Origin of the sequence: Virgibacillus salinus (assembly GCF_900102415.1) — a bacterium.
GTDB classification, from domain to species: Bacteria; Bacillota; Bacilli; order Bacillales; family Amphibacillaceae; genus Lentibacillus; species Lentibacillus subterraneus.
Genome location: NZ_FNKD01000004.1, coordinates 16,731 through 37,252 on the forward strand (window position 1 = coordinate 16,731; position 20,522 = coordinate 37,252).

Annotated in this window: 20 protein-coding genes and 1 pseudogene; 17 read left to right on the top strand and 4 right to left on the bottom strand. The window is 38.4% G+C overall.

Annotation, left to right across the window (positions count from 1 at the left end; translation table 11 throughout):
• Positions 1-146 precede the first annotated feature (146 nt).
• Positions 147-584 (top strand): VOC family protein, encoded by a 438-nt coding sequence (locus BLS02_RS15685; RefSeq protein WP_092493984.1) that lies wholly within the window; start codon positions 147-149, stop codon positions 582-584.
• Positions 585-687: 103 nt separating this feature from the next.
• Entirely contained in the window at positions 688-1,179 is a 492-nt protein-coding gene (locus tag BLS02_RS15690; RefSeq protein WP_092493985.1) for an SRPBCC domain-containing protein, read from the top strand.
• Between the two features lie 109 nt (positions 1,180-1,288).
• Here BLS02_RS15690 and BLS02_RS15695 read toward each other — a convergent pair whose 3' ends face one another.
• The 3 genes from BLS02_RS15695 to BLS02_RS15705 are packed head-to-tail and all read right to left on the bottom strand — an operon-like array spanning position 1,289 to position 2,418.
• Positions 1,289-1,840, bottom strand: a complete 552-nt coding sequence (locus BLS02_RS15695) for a tetratricopeptide repeat protein (RefSeq protein ID WP_175476816.1) — start codon at positions 1,838-1,840, stop codon at positions 1,289-1,291.
• 18 nt (positions 1,841-1,858) lie between these two features.
• Positions 1,859-2,185, bottom strand: coding sequence for a GNAT family N-acetyltransferase (locus BLS02_RS19455; RefSeq protein ID WP_092493986.1), 327 nt, complete (start codon positions 2,183-2,185; stop codon positions 1,859-1,861).
• A 14-nt stretch (positions 2,186-2,199) separates the two neighbouring features.
• Positions 2,200-2,418 (bottom strand): hypothetical protein, encoded by a 219-nt coding sequence (locus BLS02_RS15705; RefSeq protein WP_092493987.1) that lies wholly within the window; start codon positions 2,416-2,418, stop codon positions 2,200-2,202.
• 496 nt (positions 2,419-2,914) lie between these two features.
• Between BLS02_RS15705 and glmS the strand changes: the two genes are divergently transcribed.
• The 11 genes and pseudogenes from glmS to BLS02_RS15760 all read left to right on the top strand — a co-directional run bounded on the left by glmS (position 2,915) and on the right by BLS02_RS15760 (position 13,497).
• Complete coding sequence (gene glmS / locus BLS02_RS15710) at positions 2,915-4,717, top strand: glutamine--fructose-6-phosphate transaminase (isomerizing) (protein ID WP_092493988.1); 1,803 nt, start codon at positions 2,915-2,917, stop codon at positions 4,715-4,717.
• Between the two features lie 833 nt (positions 4,718-5,550).
• Positions 5,551-5,892: pseudogene (locus tag BLS02_RS15720) on the top strand (DNA-binding transcriptional regulator); the annotation flags it as partial.
• Between the two features lie 76 nt (positions 5,893-5,968).
• Positions 5,969-6,601: a type 1 glutamine amidotransferase family protein gene (locus BLS02_RS15725; RefSeq protein ID WP_092493990.1), complete on the top strand. Its 633-nt coding sequence runs from the start codon at positions 5,969-5,971 to the stop codon at positions 6,599-6,601.
• Between the two features lie 487 nt (positions 6,602-7,088).
• Positions 7,089-7,268 (top strand): hypothetical protein, encoded by a 180-nt coding sequence (locus BLS02_RS18815; protein ID WP_092505306.1) that lies wholly within the window; start codon positions 7,089-7,091, stop codon positions 7,266-7,268.
• A 536-nt stretch (positions 7,269-7,804) separates the two neighbouring features.
• The gene (locus BLS02_RS15730) at positions 7,805-8,311 is read left to right on the top strand and encodes a MerR family transcriptional regulator (protein ID WP_092493991.1); all 507 of its coding nucleotides are present in this window, start codon (positions 7,805-7,807) and stop codon (positions 8,309-8,311) included.
• Entirely contained in the window at positions 8,308-8,748 is a 441-nt protein-coding gene (locus tag BLS02_RS15735; protein WP_092493992.1) for an SRPBCC family protein, read from the top strand. The genes BLS02_RS15730 and BLS02_RS15735 overlap by 4 nt, the downstream gene beginning before the upstream one ends.
• The gene (locus BLS02_RS15740; RefSeq protein ID WP_092493993.1) at positions 8,745-10,277 is read left to right on the top strand and encodes an MFS transporter; all 1,533 of its coding nucleotides are present in this window, start codon (positions 8,745-8,747) and stop codon (positions 10,275-10,277) included. Before BLS02_RS15735 ends, BLS02_RS15740 begins: the two co-directional genes overlap by 4 nt.
• A gap of 670 nt (positions 10,278-10,947) precedes the next feature.
• Positions 10,948-11,310, top strand: coding sequence for an ArsR/SmtB family transcription factor (locus BLS02_RS15745; protein ID WP_390314106.1), 363 nt, complete (start codon positions 10,948-10,950; stop codon positions 11,308-11,310).
• A 34-nt stretch (positions 11,311-11,344) separates the two neighbouring features.
• Positions 11,345-11,827: an SRPBCC family protein gene (locus tag BLS02_RS15750; protein ID WP_092493995.1), complete on the top strand. Its 483-nt coding sequence runs from the start codon at positions 11,345-11,347 to the stop codon at positions 11,825-11,827.
• 31 nt (positions 11,828-11,858) lie between these two features.
• Positions 11,859-12,773: a VOC family protein gene (locus BLS02_RS15755; RefSeq protein WP_092493996.1), complete on the top strand. Its 915-nt coding sequence runs from the start codon at positions 11,859-11,861 to the stop codon at positions 12,771-12,773.
• A gap of 397 nt (positions 12,774-13,170) precedes the next feature.
• Positions 13,171-13,497: a hypothetical protein gene (locus BLS02_RS15760; RefSeq protein ID WP_092493997.1), complete on the top strand. Its 327-nt coding sequence runs from the start codon at positions 13,171-13,173 to the stop codon at positions 13,495-13,497.
• Positions 13,498-13,928: 431 nt separating this feature from the next.
• Here BLS02_RS15760 and BLS02_RS19115 read toward each other — a convergent pair whose 3' ends face one another.
• Positions 13,929-14,195 carry a carboxymuconolactone decarboxylase family protein gene (locus BLS02_RS19115; protein WP_302846752.1) on the bottom strand — a complete coding sequence of 89 codons (267 nt, stop codon included), beginning with the start codon at positions 14,193-14,195 and terminating at the stop codon, positions 13,929-13,931.
• Between the two features lie 566 nt (positions 14,196-14,761).
• Between BLS02_RS19115 and BLS02_RS15770 the strand changes: the two genes are divergently transcribed.
• The 4 genes from BLS02_RS15770 (at position 14,762) to BLS02_RS15785 (ending at position 20,367) form a co-directional block, all read left to right on the top strand.
• Positions 14,762-16,081, top strand: a complete 1,320-nt coding sequence (locus BLS02_RS15770) for an MFS transporter (RefSeq protein ID WP_092493998.1) — start codon at positions 14,762-14,764, stop codon at positions 16,079-16,081.
• 137 nt (positions 16,082-16,218) lie between these two features.
• On the top strand, positions 16,219-17,436 hold the full coding sequence (locus BLS02_RS15775) for an SGNH/GDSL hydrolase family protein (RefSeq protein ID WP_092493999.1): 1,218 nt from the start codon (positions 16,219-16,221) through the stop codon (positions 17,434-17,436).
• Positions 17,437-17,708: 272 nt separating this feature from the next.
• A complete protein-coding gene (locus BLS02_RS15780) occupies positions 17,709-18,569 on the top strand; it encodes an endonuclease/exonuclease/phosphatase family protein (RefSeq protein ID WP_175559510.1) in 861 nt (286 codons plus the stop codon).
• A 16-nt stretch (positions 18,570-18,585) separates the two neighbouring features.
• Positions 18,586-20,367: a glycoside hydrolase family 3 protein gene (locus BLS02_RS15785; RefSeq protein ID WP_092494000.1), complete on the top strand. Its 1,782-nt coding sequence runs from the start codon at positions 18,586-18,588 to the stop codon at positions 20,365-20,367.
• Positions 20,368-20,522: the final 155 nt, after the last annotated feature.

A 20,522-nucleotide genomic window follows, 5' to 3' on the forward strand; every position in this document is an offset into this window, starting at 1 on the left:
GTTACCCCTTTGGATATTATTTTCTAAAGGGGTTTATGATAATTAAAATAAAACGATACTTCCATAATACGAAAGGGCCAGATTGTTAATAAGGATATGTTCTGTTTTTAGCGAATTAGAATTACAAAATAACAGGAGGTATGGATATGAAGATCCAAAGAATAGATCATGTAGGTGTAATTGTAAATGATCTCTCTGCTGCTAAAGAGTTCTTTCTCGATTTTGGGCTTGAAATGCTAGGGGAAGGAGAAGTAGAAGGGGAGTGGGTAGAACGAATAATTGGGCTTGATGATGTTAGAGAGACGGTTGTAATGTTAGGGATGCCGGACGGCGAGGCAACTCTGGAGCTGGTCAAATTCCATACGCCGTCAGATGAAAAAGGTATTCAGCAATCTTTTGCAAACACCTTGGGTATCCGGCATATTGCATTTGCTGTTGAAGATATTGAAACCGTTGTTGCCAAATTGAAAAAGAAAGGCACGGAACTTATTGGTGAGATACAAAACTATGAAAACGCTTACAAGTTATGCTACGTTCGTGGACCAGAAGGGATTATTTTAGAGTTGGCTGAGAAAATCAGATAGAACATGTAAAAGTTCAGAAACAAAATAAAGGAACAAATCCCGCTGAGGATTTACGCAGGAGTATTAGCTTTATCACTATAACACCGATAAGGAAGATTGTTTCATGACAAACTCGTCAGGCAAGAAGAGAACTGATTCTGCTTCAAAAGTTATTAAAGTATCAGCGCAAACTATCTACCAGGCATTCACTGACCCGGAGGCGCTCGTTTCATGGCTACCACCGGAAGGGATGAAAGGTAGTATCAACTTTTTTGAACCCCGGGAAGGAGTAGCCTATCAAATGTCTCTTACCTATGTCAGCCCAAATCGTTCGATGCCTGGCAAAACTTCGGAGGACACTGACGTCGTTCGGGGGATATTTTTAAAACTGGTCGAGGATAAGCAAATCGTGCAAGAGATCAAATTCAAATCAAAGGATCCCTCGTTTGCGGGTGCAATGATCATGACCTGGGCTCTGGACACTGTCTCAGAGAGTACCAAAGTCACTATCATTTGTGAGAACGTACCTGAAGGAATTCGCCAGGAAGATCACGAAGCAAGCCTGAAATCCACTTTGGGAAATCTTAATACATTTGCTAGACAGGGTAGAGCTTGATCTATAATTACTATCGTTTGCCAGCCCAAAAAAGTGGCATGATTTTAAAATAAATTTCACATGCCACTTTTTCCGTTTAGTATTCGATTGTAGGAGTAGAAAGATAGGACTACTTATAACTGCATGTTCGAATAGCGTGTTCGGTTTCTGAAATAAGATCTTTATTACCTTTTTCCAGGCGTATTTCCAAAGCTTTATTAAAGTAATCTGTCGCACGCTGAAATTCTTTTTGGTCAAACAGATTTTTGCCATAATGTTGATATACAAAGTCCAAATATGCGCTATAATTCGAATCTGTTTCTGCCATTTCAATTAATTCAGCAAACATTTTGTTGGAAATATCGAATTTGTTCTCCCATTGATAGGTATTTGCTAAACGTATTTTATTAACAAAAACACTTTGCTCATTGTTCGTATTTTCGGAAATTGTAATTGCTTTGTTGAGGTGTTTTTTACTTTCTTCCAATTCACCTATTATTCTTAAAAAGTAACCAAGTAACCCGTACCGTTTACTTTTTTCATAATCATCATATGTATTATCATTAAGCTGTTCTTTAATATATAGCATTCCTTCAAGCATACTCAACTGATCCTGAGCAACTTCCCGTAAATTCGGTCCGTATTTAAATTTCATATTAAATGGGATATCTGCAATATTCATAGATTATCACCTTGGCTTTCAAATATTTTTTCGTACAAACTCTCTTTCTAGTACAAAATTATTTTTTTGATAAAATTGTCTGGCAAATTCATTTTTAATCCAGTAATCGAGCTCTATGCAATCAACTTGTTCGTTGTGTGCAATTTGTTGGGTCTTCTCCATTAGTGCTTGTCCATAGCCTTTTCGTTGCTCTGACTCGTTTATGCTAAGCTGATGCACATACAGGCTTTTATATGGCTTTTTAAATGGTGTGCTAGGCTTATTCAGTATTTCAAAAAAGATAAAACCTTTGTTTTCACCTTTATCTGATAAAATTAAAAAGGTGCATTTTTCATTTTTCGGCAGTTAAGAAAGTATAATTACTTTCTTACTGCATAAGTGCAACTAAGGCTTTCGCCATTAAGGCTTGGCGATAAGCCAAGTTTTCTAATTAACTTTTCAAACTCGACTTCCATTTCTGAATAGTTATACGGCGTAAAATAACGAGGGTATAATTTAACGTGCAGATTATGAACAACTTCATTTAGCCTTGCAAGTTTCTGATAATCATATGATCTAAATACTTTAATTAGATTCACCTCATATTTTTCTCCTAGTATACATGATGACATCATATAATGTACATATATGTAAACTCGACATATACATAATACAACACCCTTACGAAAAAAGTAATTGACCGTATAAGCTCGCCTCGGTTAAAATGTAATGAGCCCTATAAAAAGGTTTACTATCCGAAATTTTAGGATAAACACGAGGGTGGATGTATTTAGTCAAACATAGAAAGGTGGATCGATGTTATAACGTACGAAAAGCGCCTGAACTATTTTCTGGACGGGAACGAAGATAGTTGACGAGGTGGAGGTTAATCGAATGAATCGGCGGATACCTCCCGATTGCACATCCCAATCGATATGCTTTATTTTCTAAAACAGCAAGGTGACTTGTTGGACAATGGAATAAAGCAGGATGTATTAATTATATATACACGAGAAAGGGGCAGCCGAACGCCCCAGTATAATTAAACGTACAGGTCGTTTGTCTGCCTCTTTTAATCAAGGAGGATGCAACGATATGTGTGGAATTGTAGGATATATTGGACAGAATGATACAAAAGACGTATTGCTAAATGGACTGGAAAAGTTGGAATACCGCGGCTATGATTCAGCGGGAATTGCAATGTTAAACGATAATGGAATGAATCTTTTTAAAGTGAAAGGCCGAATTGCAGCATTAAGAGGCCGTGTAGATGAAACAGTTGAATCAACAATGGGAATTGGTCATACACGTTGGGCAACACATGGTGTGCCGAGTGCGACGAATGCACATCCACATCAAAGCACAACAGGCAGGTTCACCCTTGTTCATAACGGTGTCATCGAAAACTTCCAGGATTTAAAAAGAGATTATTTGGGTGATGTTTCGTTTATCAGTGAGACAGATACAGAAGTTATTGTTCAGCTAATTGAAAAAAACTTCAACAAATACCAAGACACTGCAGAAGCATTTCGCCAAACAATTAGTCTATTAAAAGGTTCTTATGCGATTGGATTAATCGACAAAGAAGATCAGGATACCATTTATGTGGCAAAAAATAAAAGCCCATTACTAATTGGCCTAGGTGACGGCTTCAATGTAATTGCAAGCGATGCAATGGCAACATTGAAAGAAACAGACCAATATCTTGAAATTTATGACCAGGAAGTTGTCCTTGTAAATCGCAGTTTTGTTGAGGTGCAAAAGCTGAATGGTACAGTTGTTGACCGTAAACCATTTACAGCACAAATTGACGTGAGTGATACCGAAAAAGGAACATATCCTCACTTCATGCTGAAAGAAATTGATGAACAGCCTTTTGTTATGCGCAGAATCATCCAGGAATACCAGGATGACGACAACAACCTTAAGCTTGATCAGGATGTTCGTGATGCAATGAAAGCATGTGACCGCATTTATATTATTGCAGCAGGCACAAGCTATCACGCTGGGTTAGTTGGCAAACAGTTCATTGAGAAATTAGCAAACGTACCAGTCGAAGTCCATGTAGCAAGTGAATTTTCTTATAATATGCCGCTGCTATCGGAAAAACCATTATTTGTGTTTATTTCACAAAGTGGTGAAACAGCCGACAGCCGATCAGTTTTAGTAAAAATTAAGGAATTGGGACATCCAGCACTAACGATTACGAACGTGCCAGGATCCACCCTTTCTCGTGAAGCGAATTACACATTAAATCTTTATGCAGGACCGGAAATTGCAGTCGCATCAACCAAAGCCTACACAGCACAAATGGCAGTATTAGCTATATTGGCAGTAGATACAGCACAGGCAAAAGAACTGCAGTTAGACTTTGATCCAATGCAGGAACTAGCCATTGTTGCAAATGCAATGGAGGTATTAACAGATCAAAAAGAAGCAATTGAAGACTTAGCGAAGAACTATCTGGCAACATCGCGTAATGCATTCTTCATCGGACGCAGCACTGACTATTATGTATGTATAGAGGGTGCACTTAAGTTAAAAGAAATCTCTTATATCCAGGCAGAAGGTTTTGCCGGTGGAGAATTGAAGCACGGGACAATTGCGCTAATTGAAGATGGAACTCCTGTAATTGCTTTAGCAACACAATCAGAAGTTAATTACGGAATCCGCAGCAACGTACAGGAAGTAGAAGCACGTGGCGCAAACGCAATGGTCATGAGCATGAAAGGCCTCGAGCAGGATACCGATGCATTTGTTGTACCACACGTACATGAGCTCTTAACACCACTCGTAAGCGTTGTACCATTGCAGCTTCTAGCATACTATGCAGCACTGCATCGTGACTGCGATGTCGATAAACCTAGAAATCTAGCGAAAAGTGTTACGGTTGAATAGAGTTATAGAATGTGAGTAAAGAGTTGTTTGATGACAAAAAAGTCGGGTACTGAACAAAAAAGTTGGGTACTAGACAAAAAAGTCAGGAACTGAAAAAATGTCCCAGATACATTATTGTTGAATTACAACAAAGTTGGTAACCGAACAAAAAAGTTGGTAACTCAACATTTTATGCAGACTATGTATTAAATCGCTCGTCCCAATCGGGATACGTACCAATGGTATGTACCCCGATTTTTTTATGTAAGAATTATAGAAACTGAGAGAGGTAACCGTTAATTGTTTCCCGAAATCAATCTCCTTCCCTATGTAACAAAGTTCTTCCTTAGGGAACAAAGTTGGTATGTGAGAATGATGAAAACAGAAGAAGAACGACGAGAAACAATCAAGCAACATCTACTCATAACCCAAATAAATTCAATCAAATATCAATCAAAATTCAGGCTGGATCCAATCACGGACCAGTCTTTTTTCTTTGCCTTCGAAAATCCTCAATCCATTATCAGCACTGAACTCAATCAACTTTCAAACAAGAACAATTCAATCCTCATCCAGCAATTTTTCAATACATTACTTTAGAGGAAGAAGTGTGAAAGAAACGAGAAGGTCTTCCTCTCCTCTTTCTCCAATTCCTTTCTCTGTTCTGATCGGTAGGGAAGAACTTTCTTACCTTTTTCAATCTAACACCACCTAATTTCAGGCAGCAAAATGGGGGGTTTCAGGGAAGAACTTAGTTCCATTACAGAAAAAGGGAAAAGCGTGTTAGAGATATGTGTGGCAAGGGATTGAGGGGGATTGTGTGAGGGAAGAATTAAGTTACTGCTTAACAGCTAACCAAAAATAAGTTTAACTAGCCAGAAAATTTTTCAGCACGTGACTTTTTTATGAAAAACCTCCTTCCAACTATAGAAGAAAAAGAAGGGATTATTTCTTTAGTTATTAATGGAAATACAAGTGCGTTGGATGATATTTGCCAACATTGGTTTTTAGGACATTATTTACAAGAACGGACTTCAAATCAAGCAGTATTTCTTCTTGAAAAAGATATGATACATAAATATGTACCATATTTACTTTTACCGTATGGTAAATCTATTCAAGTTATTGAGCCAATAAGTCTTAAGAAAAGACTTATTGAAGTTCTGTCGGAATTAATAAAATTTCATCAAGTATAATACAACTTCCCTGACGTTAGCTGTCAGGGAAGTTGTATTATACTAGGTATATCAATTGGGATTGGAGTGTTATTTAATGCAAACAAAAAAAGTTTATCTTTATGTATTTAATACAATGTCAGACTGGGAATATGGATATTTAATTGCTGAACTAAACTCAGGAAGATATTTCAAAAAAGATTTAGCACCTTTAAAAGTAATTACAGTAGGAGCTAATAAAGAAATGATTACTACTATGGGAGGACTGAGCATAAAACCAGATATTTCCCTTGATGAATGTACTCTTGAGAGTAAAGATCTTTTAATTTTACCAGGAGGGACTACTTGGAGTGAAGAAATTCATCAACCTATCTTGGAAAGAATTGGCCAAGCTTTAAAGCTTGGCACTATTGTTGCTGCAATTTGTGGTGCAACTGAGGGCCTCGCGAATATGGGATACTTAGATACTAGAAAGCATACAAGTAATAACTTAGAATATACTAAAATGGTATGTCCTAACTATAAAGGAGAAAAGTTCTATGAGTTGGGATCTGCGGTATCTGATGCAAATTTAGTTACTGCATCAGGAATAGCTCCTCTGGAATTTGCAATGGAGGTACTGAAAAAAATAGATGTATTTACACCAGATGCATTACATTCATGGTATAACCTAAATAAGACTCATAAACCTGAATACTTCTTCCAGTTAATGAATTCAATAAATAAATGAAGTAACTGAAAAGCTCAATTTCTCTATTTTGATTTGTAGAGAAGTTGGGCTTTTTAATTTGGAATTTCCTTATCGTTGTAAATCCGCATTTTCCTGACGCTACCCCTACAAGCCTAGAACTACCAGAACTTCCCATCTTCAAACTACGTGAAACTGTCTCATAGTTTATAAATGTTTAGCGTTTTACTATATGTGGTTTACTTGCTGACAGTTTAAATGATCAATAAAGGAATATCTTTGTGTAGGTATGCTATTGATTTTTTTGCTGTAAGTGTAATAACAGCATTAGTACCAATTGTACTTTTGGATAACAAAATTTATATTATAGTACTTGATTTTATATAAGTACTTCACTAAACGGTGCTTCAGTTACACAAAGAAATAAATGATAAAAATAATTATTATAAGGAATGGATCACCTCAATGAACTAATCCTTTGAGGTATTTATAGTTACCAACATTAATGTATGTGAACAGAGTTTGTTGAGTGACAATAAAGTTGTTAAAAAAACACGCGTTATCGATTACAATTAAAGTAATCGAACGTGTGTTTTTTATTGGGGGAATGTCTGTGCCTTTTACATATGATGTACAAATTGACTTTATTCGAGATTTCAATATGAATATAAAGCGAAAAATTGAAGGTTTAAGTGTGGCTTTGACATAAAGTCGTACCGTTTGTAAAAAGATATGCCGTTTTAACCCTTCGGATGTAATTTGTCTAAAGGGTTTTCTTATGGTAACAGTAATATAAGGTTATACCGCAAACGGGCCATATTCTGAAGTAAGCCTGTTGTAATTATCAATAGACAAACAATTGAAAGATACGTTTCCTTGAACTAAGAAAACAAACCTCTCTAAATTGTAATGGCCCTTCTTGTCAAGACATCAAAATTAAATATTTAAGATAAATGCTCCCTTCTAATTTTGATGTTTACATAGCCGTTTCTGTATTGTTTTCTTGGCTGTAATAAATACTTGTGGGTGTGAGTGATTGTTGGCTTCTGGAAAAATAGTTAAGAATGGTAAGAGTACGATTCGAATCGTTTATTAATACTTCTTGATAAACCTCCCAATATATATTTATTAGGTGGTTATTTAATCATGATAGGCATAGGCACTTGAACCTTACGTAACGTAATGATATATACTGGATTTAGGATTGATTGCTAGTAAAAAATAATGCGAAAGAAGGAGATGATCATGAAACGGCTATGGAAAATTGGAGAACTCGCTAAGATAGCAGGATTAACTGTTCGAACTTTGCGATACTATGATCAAATCCGCTTGTTTTCACCATCAGAGCATACTTATTCTGGGCACAGGCTATACAACGAATCTGATATTACTGTATTACAGCAAATTCTATCATTAAAAGAATTGGGTTTAACGCTGAATGAAATTAAATCGGTTCAATCAGGTGATCGATTTAGCCCTATTGAGATCATATCACTCCAAATTACACGTCTTAAAGAAAATATATCAATGCAAGAAAAACTGTTAATGCAATTAGAAAACATGTCAAGTTTAATGCATAAGGAGGAAAACGTATCAGTTGAAGATTTCACTAAACTATTAGGAGTGATGAGAATGAATCATGATAAGTATTTCATAGCTCAGCGTAATATTTGGGAGAAGCATTTAGAACGACTTGGTGACCACTTATCCGAAAGTCTGGACAATGCCAAAAAAGGAAGTGAGTTATTATGAATGGACGTTACGTATCTCACGATACATTTACCATTAAAAAAATCTATGATGCCACTCCTGCAACCGTCTACGCAGCATGGGCAGACCGCAAGGCCAAGACACGGTGGTTCCAGAAACCTATTGAATTTGATTTCCAAGTCGGCGGGCGCGAAACCAACCGTGGAGAATCACCAGAAGGTTCGGTGTACACCTTTGATGCACGATATTTACAGATCATACATGAACAACGTATTGTTTATGCCTATACTATGGATCTAGAGGATATACGAATTTCAGTGTCGCTAGCTACAGTTGAATTCAAGCCAACTGGCGATAGCACCCAACTCATCTTTACCGAGCAAGGTGCCTTCCTTGATGGATACGATACTTCAGCCATTCGGGAACAAGGTACGAATACGTTGCTTAACAATTTAGGTGAAGAATTGAGGCGTAAATGAATCATGTTATGATCGAGGCGGATAAACAAGCTGGAATACGGGAGTGGATTGGACTTGCTGTGCTCGGTCTGCCAACTCTTCTCGTTTCGATCGACGTTTCGGTGATGATCCTTGCCTTACCGCACATTGGCGCTGATCTAGGTGCTGACAGTACTCAACAATTGTGGATCATTGACATATATGGCTTTATGCTCGCTGGTTTTTTGATTACTATGGGTACACTCGGAGACCAGGTTGGTCGTCGTAAATTGCTGATGATTGGCGGGGCTGCGTTTGCATTTGCCTCAATGTTAGCAGCGTTTTCTCAAAGCGCAGAGATGCTAATTGCATCCCGCGCAATCCTTGGCATCGCTGGAGCTACGCTAGCCCCATCAACCTTGGCCTTAATCAGCACAATGTTCCGTGACCCAAAACAACGTTCTTTCGCCATCGGCGTATGGTTGGTTTGCTTTATGGGTGGTATGGCTTTGGGGCCACTGGTCGGTGGCGCGATGCTGGGGCATTTTTGGTGGGGTTCGGTATTTCTACTGGGTGTTCCAGTCATGTTATTGTTACTTGTGAGCGCACCGAAATTACTGCCTGAATATCGAGACCCTATTGCTGCCCGATTAGATTTGATTAGCGTTGCGCTTTCATTAGCATCTATTCTACCCTTCATTTACGGGCTTAAAGAATCAGTTAAATACGGTTTGAATCTAATTTCGGTATTCACCATTGTTTTTGGTATTTTTTTTAGCACACTATTTGTGTTAAGGCAACGTAAGTTGAGCAATCCCTTACTTGATTTACGTTTATTTGCAAAACCTACTATTAGAATAGCTTTAGTAGGCATGTTCGGTATTACGTTGACAGGAGCGCTTATGCTTTTTGTAGCGCAATATCTCCAGTTTGTGCAAGGTCTTTCACCGCTCAAGGCAGGGCTGTGCATGCTCCCAGGGGTACTCATGTCGATGGTAGGCATGCTGATTTCACCTCTTATCGCACGCCGGATCCGCCCTGCGAGCTTAATCGGGACGGGACTCATGATCTCGACACTTGGCTGTGTGTTGCTCACTCAAGTACAGGTAGAATCAGGACTCATGATCTTAGTGGTAGGCTATGCGCTCTTCAATTTGGGTACAGCCCCTCTTCCCAGTTTGGCCACTGATTTAGTGGTGGGGTCTGCTCCTCCTGAGAAAGCAGGATCAGCAGCCTCCTTATCAGAGACGAATGCTGAGTTCGCCTTCTCGTTGGGCATCGCCATACTGGGTAGCGTTGGAACAGCCGTTTACCGTGCACAAATTGCAAGTGCCATCACTTCCGACATCCCTCCATCTGAAGAACATGCATCTCGCGACAGCCTTGCTGGTGCTATGTCTGCAGTAGAAATACTTCCTGAGCACGTAGGCATGGCTCTTCTCTCAAGTGCCCGAGAAGCCTTTACTAGTGGCATGCAAGCAGTAGCTGCCATTTGTGCTATCGTCATAATTGGTATTGCCATTCTCACCATGACCGGACTCAGACAAGTAAAACCTATTGGAAAGGGATAGACTACCTGAAGCCCCTGCACCCCAACACTAGTAGCAAGCCCAGCAAGGTGGTTATTTGCTGGGCAGAGATACCGCGTGGGAGCATGGAACCACCCATAAAGATTATAAACTAACTAGCCTTGATAGATTTACTGCAGTGCGGTCAACTTACACGTCAGATCTTTGACAGTTTGATCGTCTGTTTGTGGACTTTTTGAAGCAGCTAAACATTACATCTTCAACAGTAGGGCGCGATTGTGGAAAAACCATCAATTTAAACGACTTTATTGTTACATCTATGAAGTGTTATTCAGCAAATGCACCAAAAATTAAACAAATTTATTTTTACACCGTCCTCGTTTGAGGACGGTGTAATGCGTATTTTCGGCTTCAGAATAAGATGCACCATTTCCCCCTTTAGATATGATTGTCTAAAGGGGATTTTTGTGGCGAAAAGAAAAAGAACATACTAAAGTCGATAAATAGATTAAAGAAGGTCGAGGAACTGGCAGTGGTATAGCTTATAAGCCGTGGTTAAAGATATCTTCTCATTAGCGACCTCAATATAATAACGTAGTTAAAAATTCACTAAGCTTACAATTTCTTCTTGTATTTTCTTTCAAGAGAATTTTCCTTATTAGGAAATTTCTCTTGAAAGAAAATTTGAGATGTGGTATATTATCTTCAGATAATGAAAGGAGGGGATGTATGCATGAATGCCGCGACTTTCAGTGCTCTGGCTGAACCCAATAGAATGAACATCATTGAATTGCTGCGAGACCTTGGAGCGCTAACCGTCGGGGAAGTCTCTCAGAAGCTCGGACTACGAATGCCACAGTCATCCAAACATCTTCATGTTTTGGCTAAAGTTGGTCTTGTTAGCGTGAAGGCTGATGCGAACAGACGAATATATTCCATTCGTCAAGAATCGTTTGTAGAGATGGACAAATGGTTAGAATCTTTCATCAGAGATAAAGAAGAACAGTTTGACAGGTTTGAAGATCTTTTAATGAAAAAACAAGCTATTGAAAAGAGCGATGACGAGCAAATATGATGTTTCTCAAATTTAAAATAGAGGAGTAGATAATATGTCAAAAACTCGGATTATAGCTGAAAAAGGAACACACGATGTAGTCATTTCTCGTATCTTTAATGCACCTCGGGAGCTTGTGTTTAAGACTTATACCGACCCAATAACAGTCCCTGAGTGGTGGGGTCCGAAAAGGTATACAACTACAGTAGATCAGATGGACGTGAAAAAAGGTGGCATTTGGCGATTCATTCACCGAGACGTTGAAGGAAACGAATATGCATTTAATGGTGTTTATCATGAAATCTCTTCACCTGAAAAAATAATCAATACCTTTGATGTTGAAGGCTATTCTGATTTTCTCGGACTTGTCACGATCCACTTTGAAGAAATGCCTGGTAGTAAGACGAAGTTTACCGAGACTACGGTATATCAGTCAGTAGAAGGTCGAGATGGCATGATAAAAGCGGGTATGGAAGAAGGAGCCATTGAACTCTTGGATCGGCTTGAAGAATTCCTGGATAAACATCAGAGTAATTGAAGTTAATAACAATTCTAAGGAGGATTTAACGATGACAAAAACACATCAAAGCATCGTTCCGCATTTATGGTATGACAAGGACGCGAAGGAAGCGGCAGCGTTTTATGCTTCCATTTTTCCGGAATCCAGAATTACGAGTGTAACGCCACTTGACGACACACCATCTGGTGACTCTCATTTAGTTTCGTTTGAGTTGTGGGGGCAAAAGTTCTTGTCCATCAATGCAGGACCTATTTTCAAATTTAATCCAGCGGTGTCTTTCATGGTGAATTTTGACCCAAAGAGAGATAAAGAAGCGAGTGAAAAGATAAACCAGGTTTGGAACAAATTGTCTGAAGGTGGCAAAGTGTTAATGCCGCTTGACAAGTATTCCTTTAGTGATAAATATGGCTGGATTCAGGATAAGTATGGTTTGTCGTGGCAACTAATTTTAACCAATCCTGAAGATGAAGAGCGGCCAACAATCATGCCTTCACTTATGTTTGTCGGTGATCAATACAACAAAGCCGAAGAGGCGATCAATTATTATCTATCAGTATTCAATAACGCAAAGAAAGGATCAATTGCCCGTTACCCTCAAGGTATGGAACCTGACAAAGAAGGAAGCATTATGTTTTCAGATTTCATTATCGAGAATCAAAGGTTAGCCGCAATGGACAGTGCGGAAAATCATCCATTCAGTTTTAGCGAGGCAATCTCATTGACGGTATATTGTGACACGCAGGAAGAGATTGATAACTACTGGAATAAGCTGTCTGCAGTACCTGAATCTGAGCAGTGTGGATGGCTGAAAGATAAGTACGGAATGTCCTGGCAGATTGTACCGAAAGAAAAGGAAGCGATGATGAATAATGGCACACCAGAACAAGTTGCGCGCGTTACACAAGCAACTCTAAAAATGAAGAAACTTGATCTTGCGGAGTTACAGAAGGCATACAGGGGTTAATGAATACAGCCCGCTAGTTCACAGACATTTTAACTAGATCAATGTTATAAACATCGTTTCTTAGTCAACTACGGGGCTGGAGAGTTTAAAAGAACTTCGTTGTGAGCTTTAACCTGATTTTTTTATTTATGAAAATTTCAAATGAGAAGGGGAAATCCATTATTCATGAAAAAATCAATTCGTGATGAAATGATAAAGCGATTGGAGTTTTTTTTAGCAGTTAAGAAAGTATAAATACTTTCTTACTGCATAAGTGCAACTAAGGCACTCGCCATTAAGGCTAGGCGAATGCCAAGTTTTCTAAGGCAAATGGGAAATAGAAGTAATTCATACGCACTTTCAAACTAATTCGATTTATGGACAAACGAAATTTGATTGGATGGAGAGAAAGAAGTTTATGGTTCAGCGAACTCTTATAAATCAACCCGAGTTCCCAAGCAGTACGTTTGTTTACGACTATGATTCTAATACTGGTACTTATTTACAACACTATTTTGATTCACGAGGTGTAACTCGTCTATATAATATGAGTTTCGAAAACAATTATTGGAAATTGTGGAGGGATACATCTGATTTTTCACAATTAGACTTTTACCAGCGTTTTGTTGGGGAAATTAATGAGTTTGGAGATACAATACAAAGTTCATGGGAAACATCACATGATGGTTCACAATGGGAGCACGATTTTAGACTTATATATAGAAAAGTCAATCAGAAGACATAACCAGGTCATTAAAGATTTATTTATTTCCTAACGAGAATTGACAAAGTGACATTAATTAGTTCGTGTAAAATAGCCACCCCACTATGAGGTGGCTATTTATTGGCAGTAAGAACAATAGGATAAAATATTCAGGACTGAGTAAATAAGGTTTACATTAGGATTAAAATAGTTAAACACCTAAAAAACGAATTCACTATTTACAGTGCCTGTTTAAGCTTTCTTAAATTGTATAATCGGTGTTTTCAATAATGAGGAAATTATACTGTGTATAAATGAAATTGGTAAAAATATGTAAAAACTTAGAATCATACTAATTTCGTATAATAAATTACTTTCTTTAATAGATTTACCTTTTAAACGACTACGATATGCTCCCAAAGGAATACCATAAACATTTCCAAGCATAATAGTACGAATTGATGTTAAAAATTCTAGTGCTTTTGTAGTCCCATAAACATCCACGAGGCGGTTCCAAGAATCACGTGTTGGATTTCCTTTGGTATCTGCATAATGTTGGGAAAAATCGCTACGGCTTCATCCGCAGAAACCCTTTCCACGTTACCAGATAATAGCATTTGAATTTCTTTATTACTCAGCCCTTTTTCTAGGGCAATTTTTGTATGTGCATAAGAACATACTTCACAGCCATTTACCTCGGTAACTTCAAGCATAATTCTTTCGCTGAATTCTGCGGTCAAAGTCTTGTTTTTTTGTTTTTCACCATATACTTCATTGTTCTAAAACCTTTGTATAGGGTTATGTATAATTCTTGAACCGAATAGAATTTTTTAGCAGTTAAGAAAGTAAATCCTTTCTTACTGCATAAGTGCAACTAAGGCTTATCTATAAGCGATAAGCCAAGTTTTCTAAAAAATACATATGCCATATTTTGTCTCCTTACGAACCAAATAGATTCACTTATCCACAATTGTTCGAGTTAGTCCTTATAAGGGCATTTCATGCATACCCATATCCGTATATCACATTTATTAATCTGTGTTGTCAATAAGCTGAATTTACAGCGTATATATGAATTTAAACTAGAAAGCTTAAAGGAGGTTGTAAGTCTAAAGTCTTGTTTTCTGATGTATTGTCATTTAATTGTTTTCATTGCAAAGTTTAAGATTCAAATTTATAATATAGTATACCCCTATGTGTATTTTTTCGGGTGTTGAAAAATATATTTCTTTGAATTGAATAAACAAAGATGTAAGAGCTTAAGGGTATGCCAGAACTTATAATAGTTTAGATAGGATGTAGACACATGAATAGGCAGGAAAATACGGATAAGAACAATAAGGAATTGATACAGGACTATGTTGATAATCCGGACAAACAGAGACAATTATACAAACGTACATTAATTATCATTGTGATTGCACAAATTCTTGGAGGAGCGGGTCTTGCAGCGGGTATAACGGTAGGTGCATTACTTGCAGAGGACATGTTAGGTACAGATAGCCTTGCAGGTATTCCAATCGCATTATTTACATTAGGATCAGCAGGTGCTGCACTAATTGTTGGAAACCTTTCTCAACGCCATGGTCGTCGTACAGGGCTTGCAGCAGGATTCATAGCTGGTGGTTTTGGTGCAGTTGGGGTTGTTATCTCATCTGTGACGAGCAGTGTTATTCTTTTATTTGTCTCTTTACTCGTCTATGGTGCAGGTACAGCAACAAACCTACAAGCTCGTTATGCAGGAACAGATTTAGCAAATGCAAAACAACGAGCAACTGCAGTAAGTGTGGCATTGGTAGCAACAACCTTTGGTGCTGTTGCAGGGCCAAACTTAGTAGATGTAATGGGAAAATTCGCTATGTTATTGGGTATACCTGCATTAGCTGGACCATTTATTTTGGCTGCTGCTGCTTTTATTTTAGCTGGTTTAGTGCTATTAATTTCACTTCATCCAGATCCACTTAAAGTTGCTGAAGCACTTGCGCTAAAAGATCAGCAGAATGAAAGTAAAATTACTGAAAATAAAGTCGAAACACCTAAAATAGATCAGCAAGTTATTATTGTAGGCGCTACCGTAATGGTTTTAACCCAAATAGTCATGGTTGCGGTTATGACGATGACCCCTGTGCATATGGGGGACCATGGGCATGGATTAAGAGAAGTAGGACTAATAATTGGGATTCATATAGGTGCAATGTATCTTCCCTCACTTGTAACAGGAATACTTGTTGATAAAGTTGGGCGTAATGTGATGGCGGGAGCGTCAGGATTTACGTTATTATTAGCTGGTATAATAGCCGCTTATGCGCCAACTGATTCTTTAGTCATGCTTACGATCGCATTAGCTTTATTGGGATTAGGATGGAATTTTGGCTTGGTCAGCGGAACTGCACTTATCGTAGATGCAACAACACCAACAAACCGTGCCAAGATACAAGGAAAAGTAGATGTTTTAATTGCCCTTTCAGGGGCTGCAGGTGGAGCTTTATCAGGTATTGTTGTAGTTAACTCCAGCTTTACTGCATTATCACTTGGCAGTGGTGTTCTATCGTTAATTCTTGTTCCTGTTGTTTTGATGGTTTTACGTAGAGAAAGCAATGATCAGGTAGCACAAAGAACTAACTAATCATTATTAGTAAAAAAAGCTGATAATGTTAAAATTGGAAAAAGATCATTTAACGTTAATAAAAGGACCCCACTTTTCGAATAAAATATTATAAGGTGCAGCAACCTATCGACATCAACAAGAAGGGCGAGAAAATCATGAGGCGTCTATTATATGTTATTTTCATTACCATTATAATATTTTTCAGTATCTACAGCTTAAAGGGATGGGGATCTTCAAACGAAAAAAACTCAGGTAAAGGTGAGTGGATAGGTGCTTGGACTGCAAGTATGCAATCACCTGGAGAAGATGGAGTTTCTCATAAAGGATTTGAAAATCAAACCATACGATTAATTCTCCGACCTCATATAGACGGTGAAAAGATGCGCATTCGCTTATCTAATACATTTGGTTTGGACCCGTTATCTATCGACGAGGTACATGTAGCGATTACCAAAAATGGATCTGAGATTATTCCTGGTACAGACCAAAAGGTTACATTTGGGGGCGATGAAAAAGTAACCATTCCCTCTGGGGAGAAAGAATTTAGTGATCAAATTCCCCTTAAAGTAAATAGTGATAAAAATTTGGCTGTAAGTGTCTATGTTAAGGATAAAACTGGGCCAGTTACATGGCACCCGCGTTCCATGCAAACGACGTATATTTCAAATGGGAATCATGTTTCAGATGATACTTCAGCATTTAAAACAAAAGAAGAAGCTTGGTTTTGGTTAGATGGGGTGGATGTTGTAGCTGATCCATCTGTAAAAGGTGGCCTCGTTGTAGTGGGAAGTTCTATTGCGAATGGAAATCACTCGACAGTAAATGCCAATCACCGATGGCCTGATTATTTAGCCAAACGATTTAGTACTTCTGAAGTCAAAATGTCTGTATTGAACGCAGGAATCTCTGCCAATCAATTAATAAACAGTCATTCTGATAAAGGTGAGAATGCATTAGCGAGGCTGGAACGAGATGTTTATAGCCAAACCGGTGTTAAGGCAGTAATCCTAAATCAAGGTTTAAATGATATTCGACATTATCCGGAATATGATGCGGATAAAATTATTGAACGAATGAGGCAAGTTATCAATTCTGTCCATGGACAAGGACTTAAAATTTATGGTGGTACGTTAACTCCTTTTAAAGGTTCAGGAATGTATACTTCAAAAAAAGAGAAAACGCGTCAGGAGGTAAATGACTGGATTAGGACAAGTGGCGAGTTTGATGGAGTAATTGATTTTGACAAAGCACTAAGGGATCCAGAAGAACCTGAACGTTTTCTTCCCAAATATGATGCTGGGGATCACTTGCACCCTAATGATTTAGGTTATAAGAAAATGGCTGAATCAGTTGACCTTTCCATGTTCAAATAGTTATTTGCAAAGTCGGAGTTCTTACCCCGGCTTTTTTTAGCAGTATATAAAACATTTCTACTGTGTAAGTGCAACTAAGGCTATAAAAACATGAGCCAAAAGTTACGTGGGGTAAATAGGTAAAATCTACTCTGTTTTTTCTGAATTATTAAATAATAATTCCATCGTACTATATACAAGCTATCGTTTAGAAGCTACTATTAACTTGATAGAGTTAATAGTTTGGAAAGGAGGAGTACTAACATAATAGAGTTATATAAGGAGGTTAGATAATGAAGAACAAGGCTATCGTAATTTTTATTGCTCTTCTAATGATTCTAATTTCACCGATGGCCACAGCAGCTTCTGAGAAAGACCCCGACAAACACCAAGACATAACACTGAACGTAATGACCTTTAACATTCATGCAGGAATTGGAAGTGACGGATTGTACGATATCGATCATACTGCCGAAACAATTCGAAGTTCTGGAGCAGATGTAATTGGATTGCAGGAAGTGGATGTCAATTGGGGGTATCGCAGTAACTTTCAGGATCAGGTTGAATACCTTGCTGAAAAGTTAGATATGCATGCCTTCTTTGCCCCAATTTATAATCAAGATCCACTAAATGAAGAAGACCCAAGAAGAAAATATGGACTAGCTGTTTTAAGTAAGTACCCTATTATCAATTCTGAAAATCACGAAATAACTAGGCTCTCGACACAAGATGCTGTGCCTGAACCAAGTCCTGCTCCTGGATTTCCCGGCGTTACGCTAAATGTGAAGGGAGTCAACGTTTCCTTTTATGTAACACACCTCGATTACCGAGGAGACCCGTATATTCGAGAAATGCAAGTAAACGATATGCTCAGCATTATTTCCGAACAAAAAAACACCTTTCTAGTCGGTGATATGAACGCAACACCTGGTGCTCCTGAGCTGAACCCGCTTTTCAACAGGTTCAAAGATGCATGGACTGAAGCAGGAAGCGGAGATGGCTATACCTACCCAGAGTCTTCACCAGAAAAACGTATTGATTATATTTTCACATCCCAAGATCTAAGCCCGACAAACACCCAAGTGATAGACACTGAAGCATCTGATCACTTACCGGTAATGACAGAGGTACTCTTAACACGCGAGATAGATTAAAAGGAGTGAAATTTTAATGAAGAAACGATTGTTTGCGATCCTTTCCAGTTTTATGCTAATTTTAATGAGTTTTCCAATGACAAGTTTTGCAAATGGCTGGGACGACCCGACCCATCCAGGCTGGGGTGATGGTGAAAAAGTCAAGCATGGCTGGATTGTTAACAAAATAAACCATATGACATTGGAAGAAAAAATTGGCCAGTTATTTGTCATTCATATGTACGGTGAAACCCCGACAGATCCTAATTATGAAGACACAAACTTACGGATGAACCGAGGAGCCAAGAATTTTGAAAAGGCGATTGAAAAATATCATATTGGTGGTGTAATCTATTTCAATTGGACAGGTAATATTGGAACACCGATTGATACAACACAGGTTAATGCGCTATCAAATGGTCTACAAGATATAGCGATGGATCAGCGTATGCCAATTCCATTATTTATTTCGACGGATCAGGAAGGCGGAATTGTACAGCGAATTACAAGTCCTGGTACAGTGTTTCCTGGAAATATGGCACTTGGAGCCACGAGGTCTACCGAATATGCAACACAATCTGCAGCTATCATGGGCGAGGAATTAAGCAGTCTTGGTATTAACATGAACTTTGCCCCAGTAGCAGATGTTAACGTTAACCCGGAGAATCCGGTTATCGGTGTTCGTTCTTTCAGTGAAGATCCCGATCTCGTTTCAGATTTAACTGTTGCCCAGGTGCAGGCATATGAAGATCAAAGTGTCATTCCAACAGCTAAGCATTTCCCAGGTCATGGAGATACAAATGTTGATTCTCATTATGGATTGCCGATTATCAACCATGACTTAGAGACGCTGCATAATGTAGACTTAAAGCCATTTCAAGCAGCAATTGATAATGGCATAGATGCAATAATGACTGCCCATATCGTTGTTCCGGCACTTGATGATTCAGGTCTGCCAGCAACGCTATCTAAGCCAATTTTACAGGGACTTTTACGTGAGGAAATGGGCTTTGAGGGATTGATTGTTACCGACAGCCTAGGCATGTCAGGTGCCAATGTCGTTGAACCAGACCGTGTTGCTGTAGAAGCATTTAAGGCTGGAAACGATATTTTGCTAAACCCACCTAACGTAGAAGTGGCTTATAATGCAGTGTTAGAAGCAGTTCAAAGTGGAGAGATTAGTGAGGATCGTGTAAATAAATCTGTGTACCGAATACTGAAAGCCAAAATGAAGAAGGGACTATTCGGAGATACGTATACGGATCCAAGTGAAATTGAAAACATTGGTACAGAAGAAAATTTGGCAAAAGCAACCGAAATTGCAAACAAAACTATTACACTTGTTAAAAATGAAAACAATTTACTGCCTTTAGTTGATGACAGCAGTTTATTTATAACAGGGCCATCTGCAGGAGATCCTGATTACCTCTCTGATCTGCTTAGGGAAAAAGGGTACGATTCTAGTGATTACGCAACAAACACAAGTCCAAGCTCAAATCAAATCGCTGAGGCAACATCCAGAGCAGAGGATGCTGATAAAATCATTGTGACAACATATACTGCAAATACGAACAATGCCCAACAGCGTTTAGTAGAATCCCTAATGGAAACAGGTAAGCCAGTCATTGTAACAGCGGTTCGTAATCCATATGACATAATGGTGTTTCCAGAGGTTGATGGCTACTTAGCTACGTACGGTAACCGTGACGTATCTATCGAAGCACTAGCTCGAGTGCTAAGTGGTGAGGTTAATCCAGAAGGGAAATTACCGGTAACAATTCCGGAATTATATGAGTTTGGGGATTATCTCAGTTATTAACCTGTCTGCATTTTAGCTGCAATCTAAACTAAATGAATTAAATTTGCAGTGTTAATTGAGCTTTAAGAAAAGCACGTTAATTCCATTTGGGTTAACGTGCTTTTTGTCTTAGTTTTTGTGCTCCCGATAGTTAAAGGTTATATGCTCTTAGGTGT